This is a genomic window from Streptomyces sp. NPDC097981, assembly GCF_040302565.1.
In the GTDB taxonomy this organism is placed as follows: Bacteria; Actinomycetota; Actinomycetes; order Streptomycetales; family Streptomycetaceae; genus Streptomyces.
In genome coordinates this window covers 134218-149432 of the sequence record NZ_JBEORW010000007.1, presented here as the reverse complement: position 1 = coordinate 149432, position 15215 = coordinate 134218, and the positions used below count along the sequence as shown (strand labels likewise).

Annotated in this window: 13 protein-coding genes and 1 pseudogene; 7 read left to right on the top strand and 7 right to left on the bottom strand. The window is 72.5% G+C overall.

Annotated elements, in window-relative coordinates:
• Positions 1-73: 73 nt before the first annotated feature.
• Both ABTY04_RS09610 and ABTY04_RS09605 read right to left on the bottom strand, forming a co-directional pair.
• A complete protein-coding gene (locus tag ABTY04_RS09610; RefSeq protein ID WP_352212784.1) occupies positions 74-1453 on the bottom strand; it encodes a cytochrome P450 in 1380 nt (459 codons plus the stop codon).
• Between the two features lie 14 nt (positions 1454-1467).
• Positions 1468-2502, bottom strand: a complete 1035-nt coding sequence (locus ABTY04_RS09605; RefSeq protein WP_352212783.1) for a terpene synthase family protein — start codon at positions 2500-2502, stop codon at positions 1468-1470.
• Positions 2503-3067: 565 nt separating this feature from the next.
• Here ABTY04_RS09605 and ABTY04_RS09600 point away from each other — a divergent pair.
• Positions 3068-3514, top strand: a complete 447-nt coding sequence (locus ABTY04_RS09600) for a hypothetical protein (protein ID WP_352212782.1) — start codon at positions 3068-3070, stop codon at positions 3512-3514.
• Positions 3515-3518: 4 nt separating this feature from the next.
• On the opposite strand, the gene ABTY04_RS09595 is transcribed toward ABTY04_RS09600, so the two are convergent.
• From ABTY04_RS09595 to ABTY04_RS09580, 4 genes and pseudogenes are all read right to left on the bottom strand, one after another.
• The gene (locus ABTY04_RS09595) at positions 3519-3758 is read right to left on the bottom strand and encodes a hypothetical protein (RefSeq protein ID WP_352212781.1); all 240 of its coding nucleotides are present in this window, start codon (positions 3756-3758) and stop codon (positions 3519-3521) included.
• Positions 3755-4456 carry a TNT domain-containing protein gene (locus tag ABTY04_RS09590; protein ID WP_352212780.1) on the bottom strand — a complete coding sequence of 234 codons (702 nt, stop codon included), beginning with the start codon at positions 4454-4456 and terminating at the stop codon, positions 3755-3757. The genes ABTY04_RS09595 and ABTY04_RS09590 overlap by 4 nt, the downstream gene beginning before the upstream one ends.
• A gap of 527 nt (positions 4457-4983) precedes the next feature.
• A pseudogene (locus ABTY04_RS09585) lies at positions 4984-5133 on the bottom strand (aminoglycoside phosphotransferase); the annotation flags it as partial.
• Positions 5134-5145: 12 nt separating this feature from the next.
• Positions 5146-5955 carry a dienelactone hydrolase family protein gene (locus ABTY04_RS09580; RefSeq protein ID WP_352212779.1) on the bottom strand — a complete coding sequence of 270 codons (810 nt, stop codon included), beginning with the start codon at positions 5953-5955 and terminating at the stop codon, positions 5146-5148.
• Positions 5956-6344: 389 nt separating this feature from the next.
• On the opposite strand from ABTY04_RS09580, the gene ABTY04_RS09575 reads away from it, so the two are divergent.
• The 3 genes from ABTY04_RS09575 to ABTY04_RS09565 are packed head-to-tail and all read left to right on the top strand — an operon-like array spanning position 6345 to position 10495.
• Positions 6345-7871 (top strand): lipase family protein, encoded by a 1527-nt coding sequence (locus ABTY04_RS09575; RefSeq protein ID WP_352212778.1) that lies wholly within the window; start codon positions 6345-6347, stop codon positions 7869-7871.
• 28 nt (positions 7872-7899) lie between these two features.
• Positions 7900-9396, top strand: coding sequence for a cytochrome P450 family protein (locus ABTY04_RS09570; RefSeq protein ID WP_352212777.1), 1497 nt, complete (start codon positions 7900-7902; stop codon positions 9394-9396).
• A 13-nt stretch (positions 9397-9409) separates the two neighbouring features.
• The gene (locus ABTY04_RS09565; protein ID WP_352212776.1) at positions 9410-10495 is read left to right on the top strand and encodes a beta-ketoacyl-ACP synthase 3; all 1086 of its coding nucleotides are present in this window, start codon (positions 9410-9412) and stop codon (positions 10493-10495) included.
• Positions 10496-10547: 52 nt separating this feature from the next.
• On the opposite strand, the gene ABTY04_RS09560 is transcribed toward ABTY04_RS09565, so the two are convergent.
• Entirely contained in the window at positions 10548-11330 is a 783-nt protein-coding gene (locus ABTY04_RS09560) for a 1-acyl-sn-glycerol-3-phosphate acyltransferase (protein ID WP_352212775.1), read from the bottom strand.
• A 153-nt stretch (positions 11331-11483) separates the two neighbouring features.
• Here ABTY04_RS09560 and ABTY04_RS09555 point away from each other — a divergent pair, with 153 nt between their 5' ends.
• The 3 genes from ABTY04_RS09555 to ABTY04_RS09545 all read left to right on the top strand — a co-directional run bounded on the left by ABTY04_RS09555 (position 11484) and on the right by ABTY04_RS09545 (position 15210).
• Positions 11484-11735, top strand: coding sequence for an acyl carrier protein (locus ABTY04_RS09555; protein WP_352212774.1), 252 nt, complete (start codon positions 11484-11486; stop codon positions 11733-11735).
• Positions 11732-12937 (top strand): beta-ketoacyl-[acyl-carrier-protein] synthase family protein, encoded by a 1206-nt coding sequence (locus tag ABTY04_RS09550; protein ID WP_352212773.1) that lies wholly within the window; start codon positions 11732-11734, stop codon positions 12935-12937. The genes ABTY04_RS09555 and ABTY04_RS09550 overlap by 4 nt, the downstream gene beginning before the upstream one ends.
• Before the next feature lie 176 nt (positions 12938-13113).
• Positions 13114-15210: a SpoIIE family protein phosphatase gene (locus ABTY04_RS09545; RefSeq protein ID WP_352212772.1), complete on the top strand. Its 2097-nt coding sequence runs from the start codon at positions 13114-13116 to the stop codon at positions 15208-15210.
• Positions 15211-15215: the final 5 nt, after the last annotated feature.

Here is a 15215-nt window from a genome sequence, read left to right as displayed (position 1 = left end):
GGTCTTTATGAGAAGCATGGCGTCGCGGGATCAGCGAACTCGTCTTGAAATGAACGGGATCAATCAGAATCCGTCAATGGCGTGAAACAGGGATCATGGGCAGCTCGCTGGGCTGGGGCATGCCCGCCGGAAGTTCACGTACCGTCACCCCCGGTGCGGGCACCAGTCGCCACCGGGATGCCACGGTCGCCACGGCCGTCAGGATCTCCGCCACGGCGAACGAATCACCGATGCACTTGTGCTGGCCGGCCCCGAACGGGATGTACCGGTGGGCACGGGGCCGTTCGTCCCCGTCCTCCTGCCAGCGGTCCGGATCGAAGACCGCGGGATCGCGGAACAACGCGGGGTCGCGGTGCAACGCGTACGGGCTGTAGGCCAGTTCGGCCCCGGCCGGGATGGAGACGCCGCCCAGTGTGAGAGGTTCCAGGGCCCGCCGGGTGAAGAGAAGGGGCGAATGCAGGCGCAGGGCTTCCTGGAACACGCTGTTGGTGTACGGGAGGTGCGCCATGTCGGCCGGCCGGACGGGGCGCGTGCCCACCACCGCGTCGACCTCGGCGTGGAGGCGCTTCTCCACCTCGGGGTGACGGCCGAGCTCGTGGAAGATCCAGGCCAGGGTGGTCGCCGAGGTCTCCGTACCGGCGAACATGATGGCGATGACCTCGTCCCGCACCTGCTCGGCGCCCATCGTCGTGCCCGTCTCGGGGTCGACGCTGGACAGCAGCAGGGAGAGCAGGTCGTGACGGCCCTCCTCGCCCCCCTCCCCGGCCTCTCCCGCTCCTTCGGCACCGTACTGGGCGATCACCTGGTCGATGATCCGCCGGAGGCGGGCGGCCGCCGCGTCGAACCGCCGGTTCAGCGGTATGGGCAGCCGGTCAAGGGATTTGGGTATCACCGCCCGGAGCAGCATGCCTTCGAGGACGACGGGCAGCGAGCGGTGCACTTCGGCGATGGCGGGCCGGCTCAGGTCCCCCGAGAAGATCATCTCGGCCACCGAGGACAGGGCGTACCGCCGGGTCTCGTTGACCATCGAGATCTCGCGGCCCGCCGTCCACGACGCGGTCATCTCCTCCGCCGCCCGGCTCATCACCGCGGCGTATTCGGTGATGTGGCTGCGGTGGAAGGCAGGCTGGATCATCCGGCGCTGCTTGCGGTGGAACTCCCCGTCGGTCGTCACGATCCCGTTGCCGAACATCGGCCGGAGCCTGTCGAAGATCCTGCCGCGCCCGAACTTCTGCGCCTGCTGGACCAGTACGGCGTGGACGTGGTCCGGGCTCGTGAGCACGTGGACGGGCCACGTGCCGATGTCGAGCCGCACGATGTCGCCGTGCTCGCGCAGCGATTCGAGGAACGCGATCGGCTGCCGCCACAGGGGGAGCGCGTGGCCCAGGAGTGGTAACCGCCCCGGAGCCGCGGGGGCGTGGACCGCAGGGCCGGGGTGTTCCGTACGGGCCATGGGCCGACTCCCTGTCATGCCACCGAGACCAGGTCCGGGCGGGTGTACGCAGACTCCAGCCCGGCTGCGAACCGTTCGTCGCTGTACCGTGTGCACTCGTAACGCTGCCACAGATCGGCGCCGATCATCCAGTCTTCGTAACTCCGCACGCACCGGGTGGCCGCTTCGCGCACGGCCGGGTCGGTCTCCGGCTCGCCGTCCATGACGTGAAACAGGCGCTCTTTCGCCGCGACGTAGTCCTCTATGCGGGACTGGATACGGCCCTCGACCGACTGGACCGCATCCGGGAGGGTGCATTCCTCCCAGGCGGAGACGAGGGAGACGAGGTTGTTGTTGTCCCCGCAGGCGTGCTCCTTCGGCAGGGAGAACACGTCGTTGCCCCACGAGATGATGTCCACGGCGCTCTGGAGGACCGCCTGGAAAGCCGGGAGGTCGTGAACCTGCTGCGGCAGGTCGATTCCCAGTCCGGCCTCGACCATGTCCATCATCGGTAGCAGTTGGGAACTGTGCCGGCGCATCAGGACGTAGTCGTGGACCGAAGGACGTGCAATGGAGGTGCGATTGCCCGCCTCCTGGTCCAAGGAACCCAGCATCAGGGGAACATGTGTCCGGTATCGCGCCGCGGTGCCCGGGGACATTCCGGCGAGGATCCGGTCGCACAGGTCGATGAATCCGTTCACCAGTGGATTCCGGGGCATCGCCGTGGTGGTCCTGCCGGTGGCCAGATATGTGGTGACCGCATCGGTGACGGGCCGCCAGGCCGCAAGTTCACCCGTTCTGATGAGGTGGTCGTGCTGGTCGTCCAGGACGAACGACCAGGCCATCCACTCGGCGAGCAACACGACGGTGTCGTACGGCACCTCGCCGCTCACCCGGCCCGCAAGGTGGCCGCAGCCGATCGACGCGAACTGCTCCGCGGCGTCGTTGACGAGCTCGTGGCGCAAGGCCCAGGACGTGGCCTCGGCGTTGGCCCGTGCGGCCAGCGGATGTTTGGAGTTCCCGAAGGGGAGATGGAAATCGGGAACGGGGAAAGGGTCGAGCCGGGCCATTGATCCCCCCAGGGAAGAGCCGGATTCGTCAATACCCGCTCAATGTACGATCGTCATGGCACGTGCGATTTCGGATCGCCCCTCCGAAGCGGTGCCGTCACGGCTGCACACTCCGCGACTGCCGGAATGAACCAGTCATGAACTGGCCAGATCCCGCCTCCGCACGACTACATCAGGCCACCCGTGAACTAATTTACCCTCAGGGCGCAGCGCACTGTCAATGTAGGAAGTGGGGAGATATTGCATTAACCCTGCTATTGCTCGAAGAATATCCCCGGGGGATATGCGGGCGGCATGGTCGCGGCCGCGGCGGCGCCGCTTGGGGAGCGTGGGCCCCTTGGGAGGGTGCTCGGGCGGCCGGACCCACCGCAGCCGACGGCCGGCATGGTCGCCTTCCGGCCACTGATGTGAGCGCCGGAACGGTCCGGTGCGAACCCGGCGACGGGTGAAGGCTGTTGAGGGCGGGGTGGTGCCCCGTCGGTCGGGTGGCCGAAGAGCGCCGTGATGGTACGGGGCACTCCCTACACTGCGAAGGGGACGCAGCCGTCCGGGGAAGGGGGGGAACATGACCGAGCACCATGCGGCAGACCCGGGCGACGGCCAGGAGGCCGATGTTCTGGGTCCCTACCTGGAGGTCCTGCGCTCCCGCCTGAGCGGGGAGCGGTTCGAAGTGCTCATCCGGGCCGTCCAGACCACGTGCGCACTGCTCGCCGACGGGCGCGAGGCCGTTATCGAAGCACCGGGAGGCACCGCGCTCGCCCCCGATCTGCAGCGCGAGTACCTGTCCCTCATGGCGGTCATGATCACTGGCCATCTCGACCACCGGCTCGTCGAACTCGCCGCCCCCGACGGCGGCAAGGGCTGGGCGGTCGTGGAGAACAACCCCCTCCGGCAGCAGCACGCGCCGACGGAGTCCCCGTCCGCCTCCGACGAGGCCGAGCGGGAATGGATCGCCAAGGAGCTCGACGGCATCGCCCGCGCCACCGGTGACACGGGCACCGCCCGGGACTGAGGGTTCAGACGCCGAGCAGGGCGCGCAGGTGCGCGCAGGCGCCGGACTCCGTCGTGTGCTCGGCGACCGGCTCGTGCACACCGCGCTCGAACACGCCCGTCTCCCAGCCGCCGCCGGGCCGCGTGCGCAGGTAGACGAAGTCCGGCGGGGGAGGTGCCGGTTCGTGGACGCCCTCGATCCGGTAGTACCCGTCGGGCACACCGGCCTCCCGCAACGCCCGTTCGAGGACCTGCCGTTCGTTCACGGGGTGACGCGTGCCAGGTAGCCGTTGTCGATCAGCCAGAGGACGTTCAGGCGCTGCCCGGTCCCCGGGTCGAGGAAGGCCGGATCCAGCTTGATCTGCCGGCCGCCGCCGGGCTGCTCGAACCACGGCGCGATCGAGCCCGCCCAGACGACGAACGACTTGGTCACCTTGTACAGGTGGTAGTCACAAGGGAAGGCCGCGTCCCGCGTGTTGAGGTTCTGCGGTGGCAGCGCCCGCTTCGCGTACGCGTCCCCCGCCGGAGCCAGGTACGAGCCGTACTCGGAGCCGAACCGGTCCAGTCGCTCACCTTCGGCCAGGAGCTCGGGGGCCTTGTCGACGGTGCCGTTCACCTCGGCGAAGCCGTCGTTCGGCGGGTACTTCCAGGATCCGGTGTCGGCGGGTCCCTCCCAGTACTTCTTGAGGAACGCGTCGGACGAGAGCTTTCCGGTGCGGTGGTAGCCCGTGAGCAGCGGCCGGACCGGAGGCTGCGATTTCCGCGGCAGGTACTGCGGCCCGAGCCGCTTGTCCCCCTTGAAATCGCCCGTGCAGGGCGCCGGCGGCGCGGCGACGGCCGCGGGCGCGGAGGCGGCGCTATCGGCCGGGGCGGCCTGGGCGGCCGGTGCGGCCGCCAGGGCGGCGGTGACTCCCACCGCGGCGAGGGCGGCGCGGATCCTCAGGTCGGTACGGCTGCGCTCCATGCGGGACTCCTTCGACAGGCCTGTCGGATGCGCCGCACAGAGTATTGGATCACCAACGGATGGTGAGCGGGGCCGGGTGCGAACCGGCCACCGGCTCAGCTGCCCGGACCGGCACCTGTCGCGGCGGTGATGCAGACCTGCCGCCCCTTCGCCGGGTGGTGGCCGGCTGTGCGGTTGACGCCCTTGAAGGCCGCGGCCTCGGGCCGGACTTGGCGCCGCCCGGCTTGGCACCGGCCGAAGCCTCCCCGCCGCTGCCCTCCGGGCCGTACGCCGAATCGGATGCCCCGGATACATCGGCCCGTGCGCGGAGGGCGGCTACGGGAGCGACGCAGGAGCCGCGGGATCTTCGGAAGTCCGTCCCGACAGCCGGTCGAGAGCGGACCTGCCCGCGTGTCCCCAGGTCGGTTGCCCACCGGGAAGGCCCCGCTCCCAGGCCTGTCCGATACCGGTGAGGGACACCGCGCGCAGGACGGCCCAGCCCCGGGCCCGCCGGATCATCGCCTCGTCCGCGTTTCCGTATGCGTCGAGGGCAGGCGTACGGCCAACTCGTCGCCCAGACGCCACATTTCGTTGTCCCAGCCGGCGGGGACCCGGCGCAGGCCCAGGCCGGACAGGTCCGGGTGCTGGTCCCGCAGCAGGGAGCGCAGCCGTGGCTCGCCGATGTCGGGGCCGTCCATGCCGTCGGCCTCTCAGGCCTTCAGCCGGTCGTGCAGGAAGGCGGTGACGTCCGCACGGGCCTTGAAGGCGGGGTGGTCCTCCGGGGTTTCGCGGACCTCCAGGGTCAGGACCGCATGGGCCCGGCGGCCGAAGCCGTCGCCGTTGCCCGGGGCGGAGCTGAGCCGGATGACCTGGAAGGCGTCCCCGAGCCGGGAGCGCAGGGTGTCGAACCGCTCCTCCGGGGCCATCCAGTCCTCACTGAAGCGCAGTCCCATGACGCACAGGCCGTTGTTCCGGGTGCGGTCGACGACGCGCTGGAGCTCGTCCTCGGAGACTCCCGCGTCCGCGCGCAGGCGGGGGGTCAGGGCGATCGGGGTCGAGGGCTGGCTCATGACGGGGGCGAGCACGGAATCGTCCACCGCGGCCGCCAGGGCGAACCCGCCCGTGAAACAGAGGCCGATGACGCCGACCCCCGCGGCGGGGGTACGGGCCGCGAGGTCGCGAGCGAGGGCCCTGACGTAGTCGGCGATGGGCCGCCGGGCGTTCGTGGCGAAGGCCCGGAACTCCGCGGAGACGCATGCCCGGGCGATGACGGCAGCCGCCCGGGCGGCGGAGGCGGGCTTGCCCGGCGTGCCGAACAGCGACGGCATCACGACGGTGAACCCCTCGCCCACCAGGTGCTCGGCGAGACCGAGCACCTCGGGCACGATGCCGGGCAGCTCCGGCAGGAGCACCACGCCGGGTCCTTCGCCCTTCTCGTAGCAGTCGTACGTGAGGCCCTCGGCGGAGAACGGAGCCCGGCGCCAGCCGGCGAGGGTGGCGGTCGGTGCGGTCCCTGTCATGGCTCCTGCTTTCGGTCGGCGTCGAGGGGGGCGGTGCAGTCCTGGCACCGGCAGCCGACTCTACGCCGCGTTCATGCCAAGTGGTGCGGCCGGTACTCCGGACCGGAGGACGCCCCCGCCCACCCGGCGTGTCGGCGGACGTCAACCGCGAGGGGGCTGCGTCATCCTCCCGGGGCCACCCCACCCCGTCGGGTGAACCGGGCGCCCGCCGGATCCGCCGCTGCCCCGTGGGCAGGGGCCCGGGAGGGGGCGGGCCCGGCTCCGCACGGGGGCCGGCGCGCGGGAACGAGGGTCCGGCCGCGCGGAATGGATCACATTCGGTGCCACCATTCCCCCGCACACAGCGGCCAAGGCTGCGAAGCCGTTGCACAGGGATGAGAGGTAGGAAAGTGGCGCCTCAGGTGGTCGACGAATCGGCTCAGCGTCTCCCCGCGCGGAAGGGGTCACAAACCGCCGCCCCGAGCGCGGCCCCGGCCGCACCCGATCCAGCCGCATCCGATCCAGCCGCATCCGATCCGGCCGCGCCGGAACAGGCCGCGCCGGAACAGGCCGCGCCGGAACCGGCTCCGGAGCGGATCGACACCGAGCTCCTCATCGCGGCGTCGGTGCTGCTCGCGGACGCGGCCCTCACGGCGAAGCAGTCCGGCGCGGAGCTGACCGGAGCCCTGTTCAGCTGGCGGTTCGGGCTGGAGGCGCTGCGCCGCCCCGGCTGGGCACTCGGCACGGCCGTCTCCTGCGCCCGGGCGCTGACCGGTTCCGGCGGGCTCGGGTTCGGGGCGAACGGCGGCCTGATCGGCGAACTCGCCAGGATGGCGGGGAGCGTGACGTACCGCCGCCCGGCGAAGGTGGCCATGGCCGTGGATGCCTTCGCGCTGCGGATCAAGGCGGCCGCCGCCGAACACCCCAACCTCGAAGCACCGGCCGCGCGCCGCCTCACCGACGCGATGGTCGCCGGGAACCGGCTGGAGGCGCTGCGGGCGATGTACGGGCTGATCGAGCAGCTGGGGGTGACCCGCGCCCTGACCACGGTGAGCCCCGTGATCATGGAGCTGCTGGCCCTGCTCGGCATGCTCGACGAGAACCCCGTCAACGACGGCTTCTCGTGGGTGACGCTCGCCGGAGGCGTGCCGACCACCGACCCCTTCCTGGGACTGCCGAGCTCGGTCCTGGGGTTCCTCAACCCCGGGCCGGGCCGCGCCGAACGCGTCGAGCCGGACACCATCCTCGCGAAGGTGCTCGCCACCTCCCGCAACGACATCGTCAGCTACGTCAACGACATCGGCGCCCTCGGCAACCACGGCCTGGCGCTGTTGCGCCGCGTCGCGTGCGCCGACGGCGCCGTACGGTACGTCCTCCTGCTGCCCGGCACCAGCTTCGGGCTGCTCAGCAACAGCACCCCGCAGGACCTGGTCGGCGCGTTCGACGGACTGCTGCGCACCGACACGACGTACACGCGTGCCGCGAAGAAGCTGCTGCGGCGGGCCGGGGTGCCGACCGGCTCGGAGCTGATGGTCGTCGGGCACAGCCTCGGCGGGATCACCGCGATGAACCTCGCGTCCGACGTGGAGGTGTCCTCCACCTACCGGCTCACGCACGTGGTCGCGATCGGCTCCCCGATCGACAGCAAGCGCCCTGCCGACCACACCACGCAGGTGATCAGCCTCGTCAACAAGCACGACGTGATTCCGGGCCTGGACGGGCGCGGACCGGCCTCGCCCAACGACATCCCCGGCAGCTGGGTCGAACTGGCCTGGCTGGACGAGTCGTACGACTACCCGCTGTCGCACGCCCCGCAGGCGTACTCCGACACCCTGCGCGGGGAACTCCCGCACTACCGGGAGCAGGTCAACAAGCTGATCAGCGCCTTCGACGGCGAAGTCGTCGGCAACCAGCCGTACATGCTGCGCGACAAGTGACCACCAGGGACCACAAGGGAGACGACCGATGACCACTGCCGACACCCCGGCCACCCCGGCGCGACGCCCCGCGACGGCCTGGCCCCTGGAGAACGCCGTGTTCAGCGCGGCGATGGTCGCCCAGCGCCTGCCGTGGGTGGACGCCCCGGCCCGCGCCCTCGGGCTGGACGTGCTGACCCGGGAAGGAGTGACGCGCCGGCTGCTGGCGTTCCTGCGTCGCACCCGGTCCGGGCGGCCGGTGCAACTGCGCACCCCGTTCGGCTCCTTCCTCCTGCCGCTGGCCGCCGCCGACGCCGCGGGCCTGCTCGCCCGGGCGGACGAGGCGGGGGCGCTCGCGCCCGCGGTCGGCCTCACGGCCGGCGGTCAGCGGTACGGGCTCTCGCCGCACGTACCGCTGCCCCGGGACGCGGCCGTACCCGCCGCGGAACTGGCGGCCCTGGTGGCCGAGGACGTGGACCGGGTGATCGCGGCCCGCCGCGGGGACGGCACGCTGGAGTGGCACGACTGGCACCGCGGCATGCTGCGGCTGGGCCGGCGCGTGGTGGCGGGCGCCGCGGCCGTCGAGGACACGCTGCTCAGCGAGGTGCTCGCGGCGGCGACGGCGGCTGTGGACAGCAGGTCGTACGGGGGCCGGGCCGAGGCGCTGCGGCGCCGGCTGGCACCGTACCTGGCCGACCCGGACCCCGCCTCCGTGGCGGGCCGGCTGACGGCCCAGGGGCCCGGCAGCGAGGGCACCGATCCGGACGTCGCCGTACCGGCCGTCGCGCACACGCTCGCGCTGGTGTCCGAGGCCGCCGCCGGGACGGTGCTCCAGGCGCTGGCCCTGCTCGCGGCGGGCGCCGCCGACTCCCCGGAGGCGGCCGTGGGCGAGGCACTGCACCGATACCCTCCGGTGGCCGCGGCCGTGTACCCCGTACGGGCGGACTTCGTATGGGAGGACCTGGCAGTCGCGTCCGGGACCGAGATCCTGCGGGTGCCCGGCTGGCTGCGCGGCCTGGACGACGGGGGCCGCCCGGACCCGCGGCCGTCGGGGGCGTCGGCGACGGCGGAGCCCGAGGGGATGCCGGCGCTGTGCGGTGCCCCGACCGGGTGCGCGGCGACGCGGTTCGCGGCGCTCGTGGCCGAGCACGTCGTGCGGGCCGTCACGGAGGCGGTCCGCCCGGTGGTGATCTCCCCGCAGTTCACCGCGGACCGGCTGCCGGACACCCTCGATCCGCGGACGCTGGTCCTGGCGCTCGAAGACCTCACCGCCCGGCCGGGCGACGGGCGCGTGACGGTCGGCATGCCGACGGCCGTGCCGGTCTCGGCGTTCGGCTACGCGCCGGCCGCGTACGGCGCCCTGGCGCACGCCAGTGCCGACCGGCTGGAGCGGCACGCCGAGAGCCTTGCGGCCTGTGCCGGGAACAGCGGCTGGAACGCCGGCGAGGAGGGGGAGCGGTTCCGCATGATCCTGCTGGGCCACGCCGAACGGTGTGCCACGGCCGCCGACGGCGTACGGCAGGCGGCGAAGCGGCTGACGGACTGAGGCGGACGGGTTCATGCACACTTCGGCAGCCTTCCCCGCGGCCGCGGCCGCGGCCGCGGCCGCGCCCGTGCCCGCTCCCGCACGGGGCCGCGGCGCGGTCCTCGCCGGGCTCGGCGCATATGTGCCGCCGCGCGTCCTCACCAACGCCGAGCTCTGCGGACAGCGGCCCATCGGCGACGAGTGGATCCGCGCCCGCATCGGTGTGGCGAGCCGGCGCATCGCGGACGGGGAGGCCACCGTCGACCTTGCGGTGCGGGCCGGGCGGCACGCGCTCACGGCGGCGGGGGTGTCCGCGGTCGACGCGGTCGTCCTGGCCACCATCTCCCCGGACCGGCTCATGCCGGCCGGGGCCCCGGAGGTCGCCGTGCGGCTCGGGCTGGGCACCGTGGCGGCGTTCGACCTGGGTTCGGGCTGCAGCGGGTTCCTGTACGGCCTGGGCGTGGCCTCCTCGATGATCACGGCCGGGGCCTTCGACCGCGTCCTGCTGGTCGCCTCGGACGTGTTCAGTGCGTTCCTCGATCCGCAGGACTGGCTGATGTCGGCCATCTTCGGCGACGGGGCGGGCGCAGTGGTGCTGTGCGCGGGCGACGCCTGCGCGCCCGGCGCGTTCGGGCCGTTCGACCTGGGCAGCGACGGGGCGCAGGCCGATCTGCTGGAGATCCCCGGCGGCGGTGCACGGGCGAGGAAGCGGATGCTGGCGGCGCCGGAGGAGGAGTACTCGCCGTACTTCAGGATGGACGGGCCCGCCGTACGCAAGCAGGCCGTCGTCGGGATGTGCGAGTCGGTGACGCGGGCCCTGGACCGGGCCGGGTGGCCGCTCGGGGACCTGGACGTACTGGTCGCCCACCAGGCCAACCAGCGGATCCTGGACGGGCTCACCGCCGGACTGGGCCTGGCGCCCGGGCAGGTGCTGTCGCACATCGAGACGTACGGGAACGCGGCGGCGGCCTCGGTGCCCGTGCTGCTGGCCCAGGCGGCCGCCGCCGGGACGCTGTCGCCGGGCCTGCGGGTGGCGCTCACCGCGTACGGCGCGGGGCTGGCCTGGGGGTCGACCACTCTGGTCTGGCCCGAGGTGCGGGCGGTGGCCGAGGACGGGTGATCCGGCCCCGGCCACCGCGGGTGCTCCGTGCGGGAGCAGGAGCGGGCGCGGGCTACCAGAACGGCGTTTCCCGCCTGCGCCGTTCCCGGTCCACCAACGTCTGTACGGCGGCCTCGGACTCGGCGCACAGCAGCCGGGCGGCGGCCGCGCGGGCGGCGTAGGACTCGGGCCGGCGCGGTGCGGGGATGGGCTCGCCGATGGTAACGAGCCACTTCGAGGGCAGCGGGAACACCGTGGTGAGCGGGAAGCAGGGGAGGTCGAAGAGGCGTGCCAGGGCGGGGATCTCGCCGATCCGGGGAGACGCCTCCTCGGCGCCGATGACGGACACCGGCACCACGGGGGCGCCCGTCCGGACGGCCGTGGCCGCGAATCCGGGGCTGAACGGCCGCAGCTGATAGCGCTTGCGAAATGGCTTTTCCAGACCGGAAAGCCCTTCGGGAAACACCCCAACGAGTTCCCCGGCGGTCAAGTGTTCCATTCCCAGCAGCGGATCGAGCGGAATGGCGCCCTTCTTGCGGGCGTACGAACCGATGACCGGGAATCGGAACACCAGCGGTGCGGCGGGGACGTGCAGGGGTCGCCGCAGGGTGCGGGCGAACACTTTCTGGAGAACGAAGGCGTCGAGCCCCCAGGCGCCCGAGTGATTGGCGACGAGGATCGCCGGCCCTTCGGCCGGGATGTTCTCCGTCCCCGCCACTTCGAGCCGGAAGTAGTCGTCGACGAGCCAGTCGAGGAAGCGGTCCCAGGCGCTCTCCCCGGCCTCGCCGAGCAGTCGGCCCACGTGCCGGAGCTCGGCGCCGGCCACATCGATCACATCGGCCAAGTTTTCCGACACGAATGATCCCCACTCTCGCGTTTTGAATCATCAACAGGCGTGATAATGCCGGGCTTTGAGTAAATACCCTGCCGTGGTACTTATTTGAGCACGAGAACACCTTGACCCCGCCACCCTGCTGCAATGGCACCGATACCGCAAATGAGAGCCTCCGTGACTACTTCCGCGCCGGAATCCGTCCTCGACGTGATCAGTGAACTGCTCATCGAGAGGTTCGAAGTCCCCTCCGACGAGGTACGGGCGAGCGCGCCCATGCGTGACCTGCTGACCGATTCGCTCATGATCGTCGAGATGGCCATCGCCGTTCACGAGATGCTGGGCATCAAGGTCGAGGAGGAGGAGCTCCGGGCCGCCACCCTCGGGGAGTTCGCCGCGTCCGTCGACGCACGGCGGACGGACCGTTGACCCGACGTCCCGAGGCCGTCGTGACCGGGCTCGGCCTGGTCACAGCGGCCGGGTGCGACCGGGACGCCACATGGTCGGCGGTCCGCACCGGCCGCTCCACCGCAGCCCCCGACCCCGTGCTCGACGGCCTGCCCGTCTCCCTCAGCTGCCGCGTACCGGAGCTGGACCACCCGGTCCTGCACCGGCGCGGCTCGGCCCACCTCGACCCGGTCGACCGGTTGGGCCTGGTGGCAGCCGCGCAGGCACTCGACCACGCCGGGCTCGATCCGCAGGAGTGGGACGGCAGCCGGGTCGCCGTCGTCACCGGCAGCAGTGTGGGCGGAGTCCTGACCCAGGACAAGGCACTCGCCCGGCTCGGGGAGCGGGGCCCGGAGTTCGTCTCCCCGTACTTCCTCCCCGGCTATCTGATCAACATGACGTGCGCCAACATCGCGCTGCGCTTCGGGGTGACCGGACCCGCGCTGTCCACCTCCACCGCCTGTGCCTCGGGCACCACCGCTCTCGGCCTCGCCCGGGACCTGCTGGCGACCGGGCAGTGCGACATCGCCCTCGTCTGCGGCGCCGAAGCGGCCGTCACCCGGCTGGTGGTCGTCGGCTTCTCCCAGCTGGGGGCCCTGTCGGGCACGGGATCGCGCCCCTTCGACGCCACCCGGGACGGCTTCGTCATCGCCGAGGGCGCCGGCGCGCTGATCCTGGAGCGTCCCGGGCACGCCGCCGCCCGGGCGGCCCGGCCCCTCGCGCGACTGATCGGCTACGCCGCCTCGACGGACGCGCACCACCTGGTGGCCCCGCACCCCGAAGGCCGCGGCGCCGAGCAGGCCGTCCGTGCCGCCCTCGCGGACGCGGGCGTCGGCCCCGAGGACATCGGCCACGTCAACGCACACGGCACGTCGACCCGGCAGAACGATGCCGTCGAGGCCGCAGTCCTGCGCCGGGTCTTCCCCCACCGGCCGCCCGTCACCTCGGCCAAGGGCACCCTCGGGCACACCCTCGGGGCCGCGGGCGTCATCGAGGCGGCCCTGACCGCCCTCGCCATGGCCGACGACACCGTTCCGCCCACGGCCGGGCCGGGCGGGACCGACGCCGGGATGGACATCGACGTCGTCACGGGAACGGCCAGGAGGCACGCCTCGCAGGTCGCCGTCAGCAACTCCTTCGGATTCGGCGGCCACAATGCCGTGGCGGTGCTCGCCCGCCCCTGACCGTGCCGGGGAGCGTTCCCGGGCCTACAGGGCGACCATGGGGGTGTGGAGGAAGTGCAGCCGAAGGCCTTCCTTGCCGGGCCCCCGCACGGAGCCGGCCACGGCACGCGGGCAGCACTGCGCCCGCACGGACCGTTCCGCCCGGCGGGGCACGGCCGTACGGGGGCGCGTGCGCGATGACCGAGCAGACGCCCATCGAGGATCTGATCAGCGGCGCCGCCCAGGACGCCGGAGGGTGGCTGGGCTCCCTGCCCGTGGCACAGCTGGCCACCAGCGCCGACGGGACGATCGTCCGCTGGAACCACGCCGCACAGGAACTGCTCGGCTACACCCCGCCGCAGATCGTCGGCCGGCACATCGCCGACCTCCTCCACCCCGGAGCCGACCGCAGCCTCGGCCGCGCCCTGTGGGAGACCGCCGTCACCGGGCGCGGGGTGATGGGCACCGTGACCGCGTGGCACCAGGACGGGCACCCGCTGGAGCTGGAGATCTGGGCCTGTCCCGTACCCAGCCGGCGGCACGACGCCTCGGCGGTCCTGGTGTTCGCCGCCGACGCCCACGCCGCCCGCCGGATCCGGGGATCGTCGGCGGTCTGGGACGGGCTGTTCGCCCGCTCGCCCGTCGGCATCGCCATCCTCGACACGCAGCTGCGATTCCTCCAGGTCAACCCGGCCCTGGAAGCGATGAACGGTCTCTCCGAGTCCGCCCACGTGGGACGGCGCCTCGCGGAGGTCCTGCCGGAGGTGAACGCCGAGGACATGGAGGACGCGATGCGGGAGGTCCTGGCCACCGGGGAACCGGTGCTGGACCGCCGCCGCACGGGCCGCACCCCGGCCGACCCGGTCCACGACCACGCCTGGTCGTGCTCGTACGTCCGGGTGGAGGACCCCGGCGGCCGCCCGATCGGCGTGATCGCCTCCCTGCTCGACATCACCGAGCAGCAACACGACCACGTCGAGGCCGAGGCGGGCCGTCGCAGACTGGCCCTGCTCAGCGAGGCCAGTGCCCGCATCGGCGCCAGCCTGGAGCTGGAGCGCACCGCGCAGGAACTGGCCGACCTCTCCGTACCGCGGCTCGCCGACGCCGCCACCGTCGACGTACTGGACAACCTCGCCCGCGGTGACGAGCCCGGCATGGGCCTGGCCGGAGGCGTCGCCCTGCGGCGCCTGGGCAAGGCGCCGCTGACCGGCTCCGCCGTGATCGGCGTCCTCGCGCCCCTGGGCAGGACCCTCGTCTTCCCGGCGGCCGCCCCCTACACCCAGGCCCTCGCCTCCCGCCGGCCGTTCCTGATCGCCCACCTGGACGACCAGGCCATCGCGCCGGCCGCCCGCCACACGAGCAGACCCGCACAGCTCCTGCCCCTCGGAGTGCACTCGTTCATGATGGTGCCGCTGACCGCGCGGGACCTCGTACTCGGCTTCGTCACCTTCTACCGCACCAGCCCCGTCGGCCCCTTCGGGCCCGACGACGTCACCCTCGCCGGCGAGCTCGCCGCCCGCGCAGCCATCAGCATCGACAACGCGCGCCTCTACCACCGCGAACACGAGACCGCCGTCGTCCTCCAGCGCAGCATGCTGCCCCAGCACATCACCCCGCCGCCCGGCATCGAGGTCGCCCACCGCTACCTGCCCGCCAGCGACGTCAACGAGATCGGCGGCGACTGGTACGACGTCCTGCACCTCCCCGGAGGCAAGGCCGCCCTCCTCATCGGGGACGTCATGGGCCACGGCATCGGGGCCGCGGCGGTCATGGGACGGCTCTCCGCCAGCGTGCGCGCCCTCGCCCGGCTCGACCTCGCCCCCGAGGCCCTGCTGCACCAGCTGGAAGCGACCCTGGACGATCTCGCCGACCCGATGATCGCCACCTTCCTGTACGCCGTGGTCGACCCGGAAACCGGCCACTGCCGCATCACCCGCGCCGGGCATCCGCCGCCCGCGACCGTCGACCCCGACGGCCGGGTCCGTCTCCTCGAACTGCCGCCCGGCACCCCGCTGGGCGTCGGCGGGACCGTCTACACCACCACCGACGTCACCCTCCCCCCGGGCAGCCTCCTCGTCCTGTACACCGACGGCCTCGTCGAAGCCCGCGGCAGAGACATCGATGAGCGCCTGACCGAACTGACCCGTCTGCTGAGCGAGCCCCAGGGCTCGCTGGGCCACCTGTGCGACTCGCTGATCACCCACCTGGTCCCGGCGTCCGCGGACGACGACATCGCCCTGCTCGTCGCGCGGGTCGGCGTCACCCCCCACCTGCCCCCGCCCCCCGCAGCCTGAGCGGA

What these genes read in the sequence shown, in the direction of transcription:
- ABTY04_RS09610 (WP_352212784.1), bottom strand. Translation starts at nt 1,453, where the DNA reads ATGGCCCGTACGGAACACCCCGGCCCTGCGGTCCACGCCCCCGCGGCT.
- ABTY04_RS09605 (WP_352212783.1), bottom strand. Translation starts at nt 2,502, where the DNA reads ATGGCCCGGCTCGACCCTTTCCCCGTTCCCGATTTCCATCTCCCCTTC.
- ABTY04_RS09600 (WP_352212782.1), top strand. Translation starts at nt 3,068, where the DNA reads ATGACCGAGCACCATGCGGCAGACCCGGGCGACGGCCAGGAGGCCGAT.
- ABTY04_RS09590 (WP_352212780.1), bottom strand. Translation starts at nt 4,456, where the DNA reads ATGGAGCGCAGCCGTACCGACCTGAGGATCCGCGCCGCCCTCGCCGCG.
- ABTY04_RS09580 (WP_352212779.1), bottom strand. Translation starts at nt 5,955, where the DNA reads ATGACAGGGACCGCACCGACCGCCACCCTCGCCGGCTGGCGCCGGGCT.
- ABTY04_RS09570 (WP_352212777.1), top strand. Translation starts at nt 7,900, where the DNA reads ATGACCACTGCCGACACCCCGGCCACCCCGGCGCGACGCCCCGCGACG.
- ABTY04_RS09565 (WP_352212776.1), top strand. Translation starts at nt 9,410, where the DNA reads ATGCACACTTCGGCAGCCTTCCCCGCGGCCGCGGCCGCGGCCGCGGCC.
- ABTY04_RS09545 (WP_352212772.1), top strand. Translation starts at nt 13,114, where the DNA reads ATGACCGAGCAGACGCCCATCGAGGATCTGATCAGCGGCGCCGCCCAG.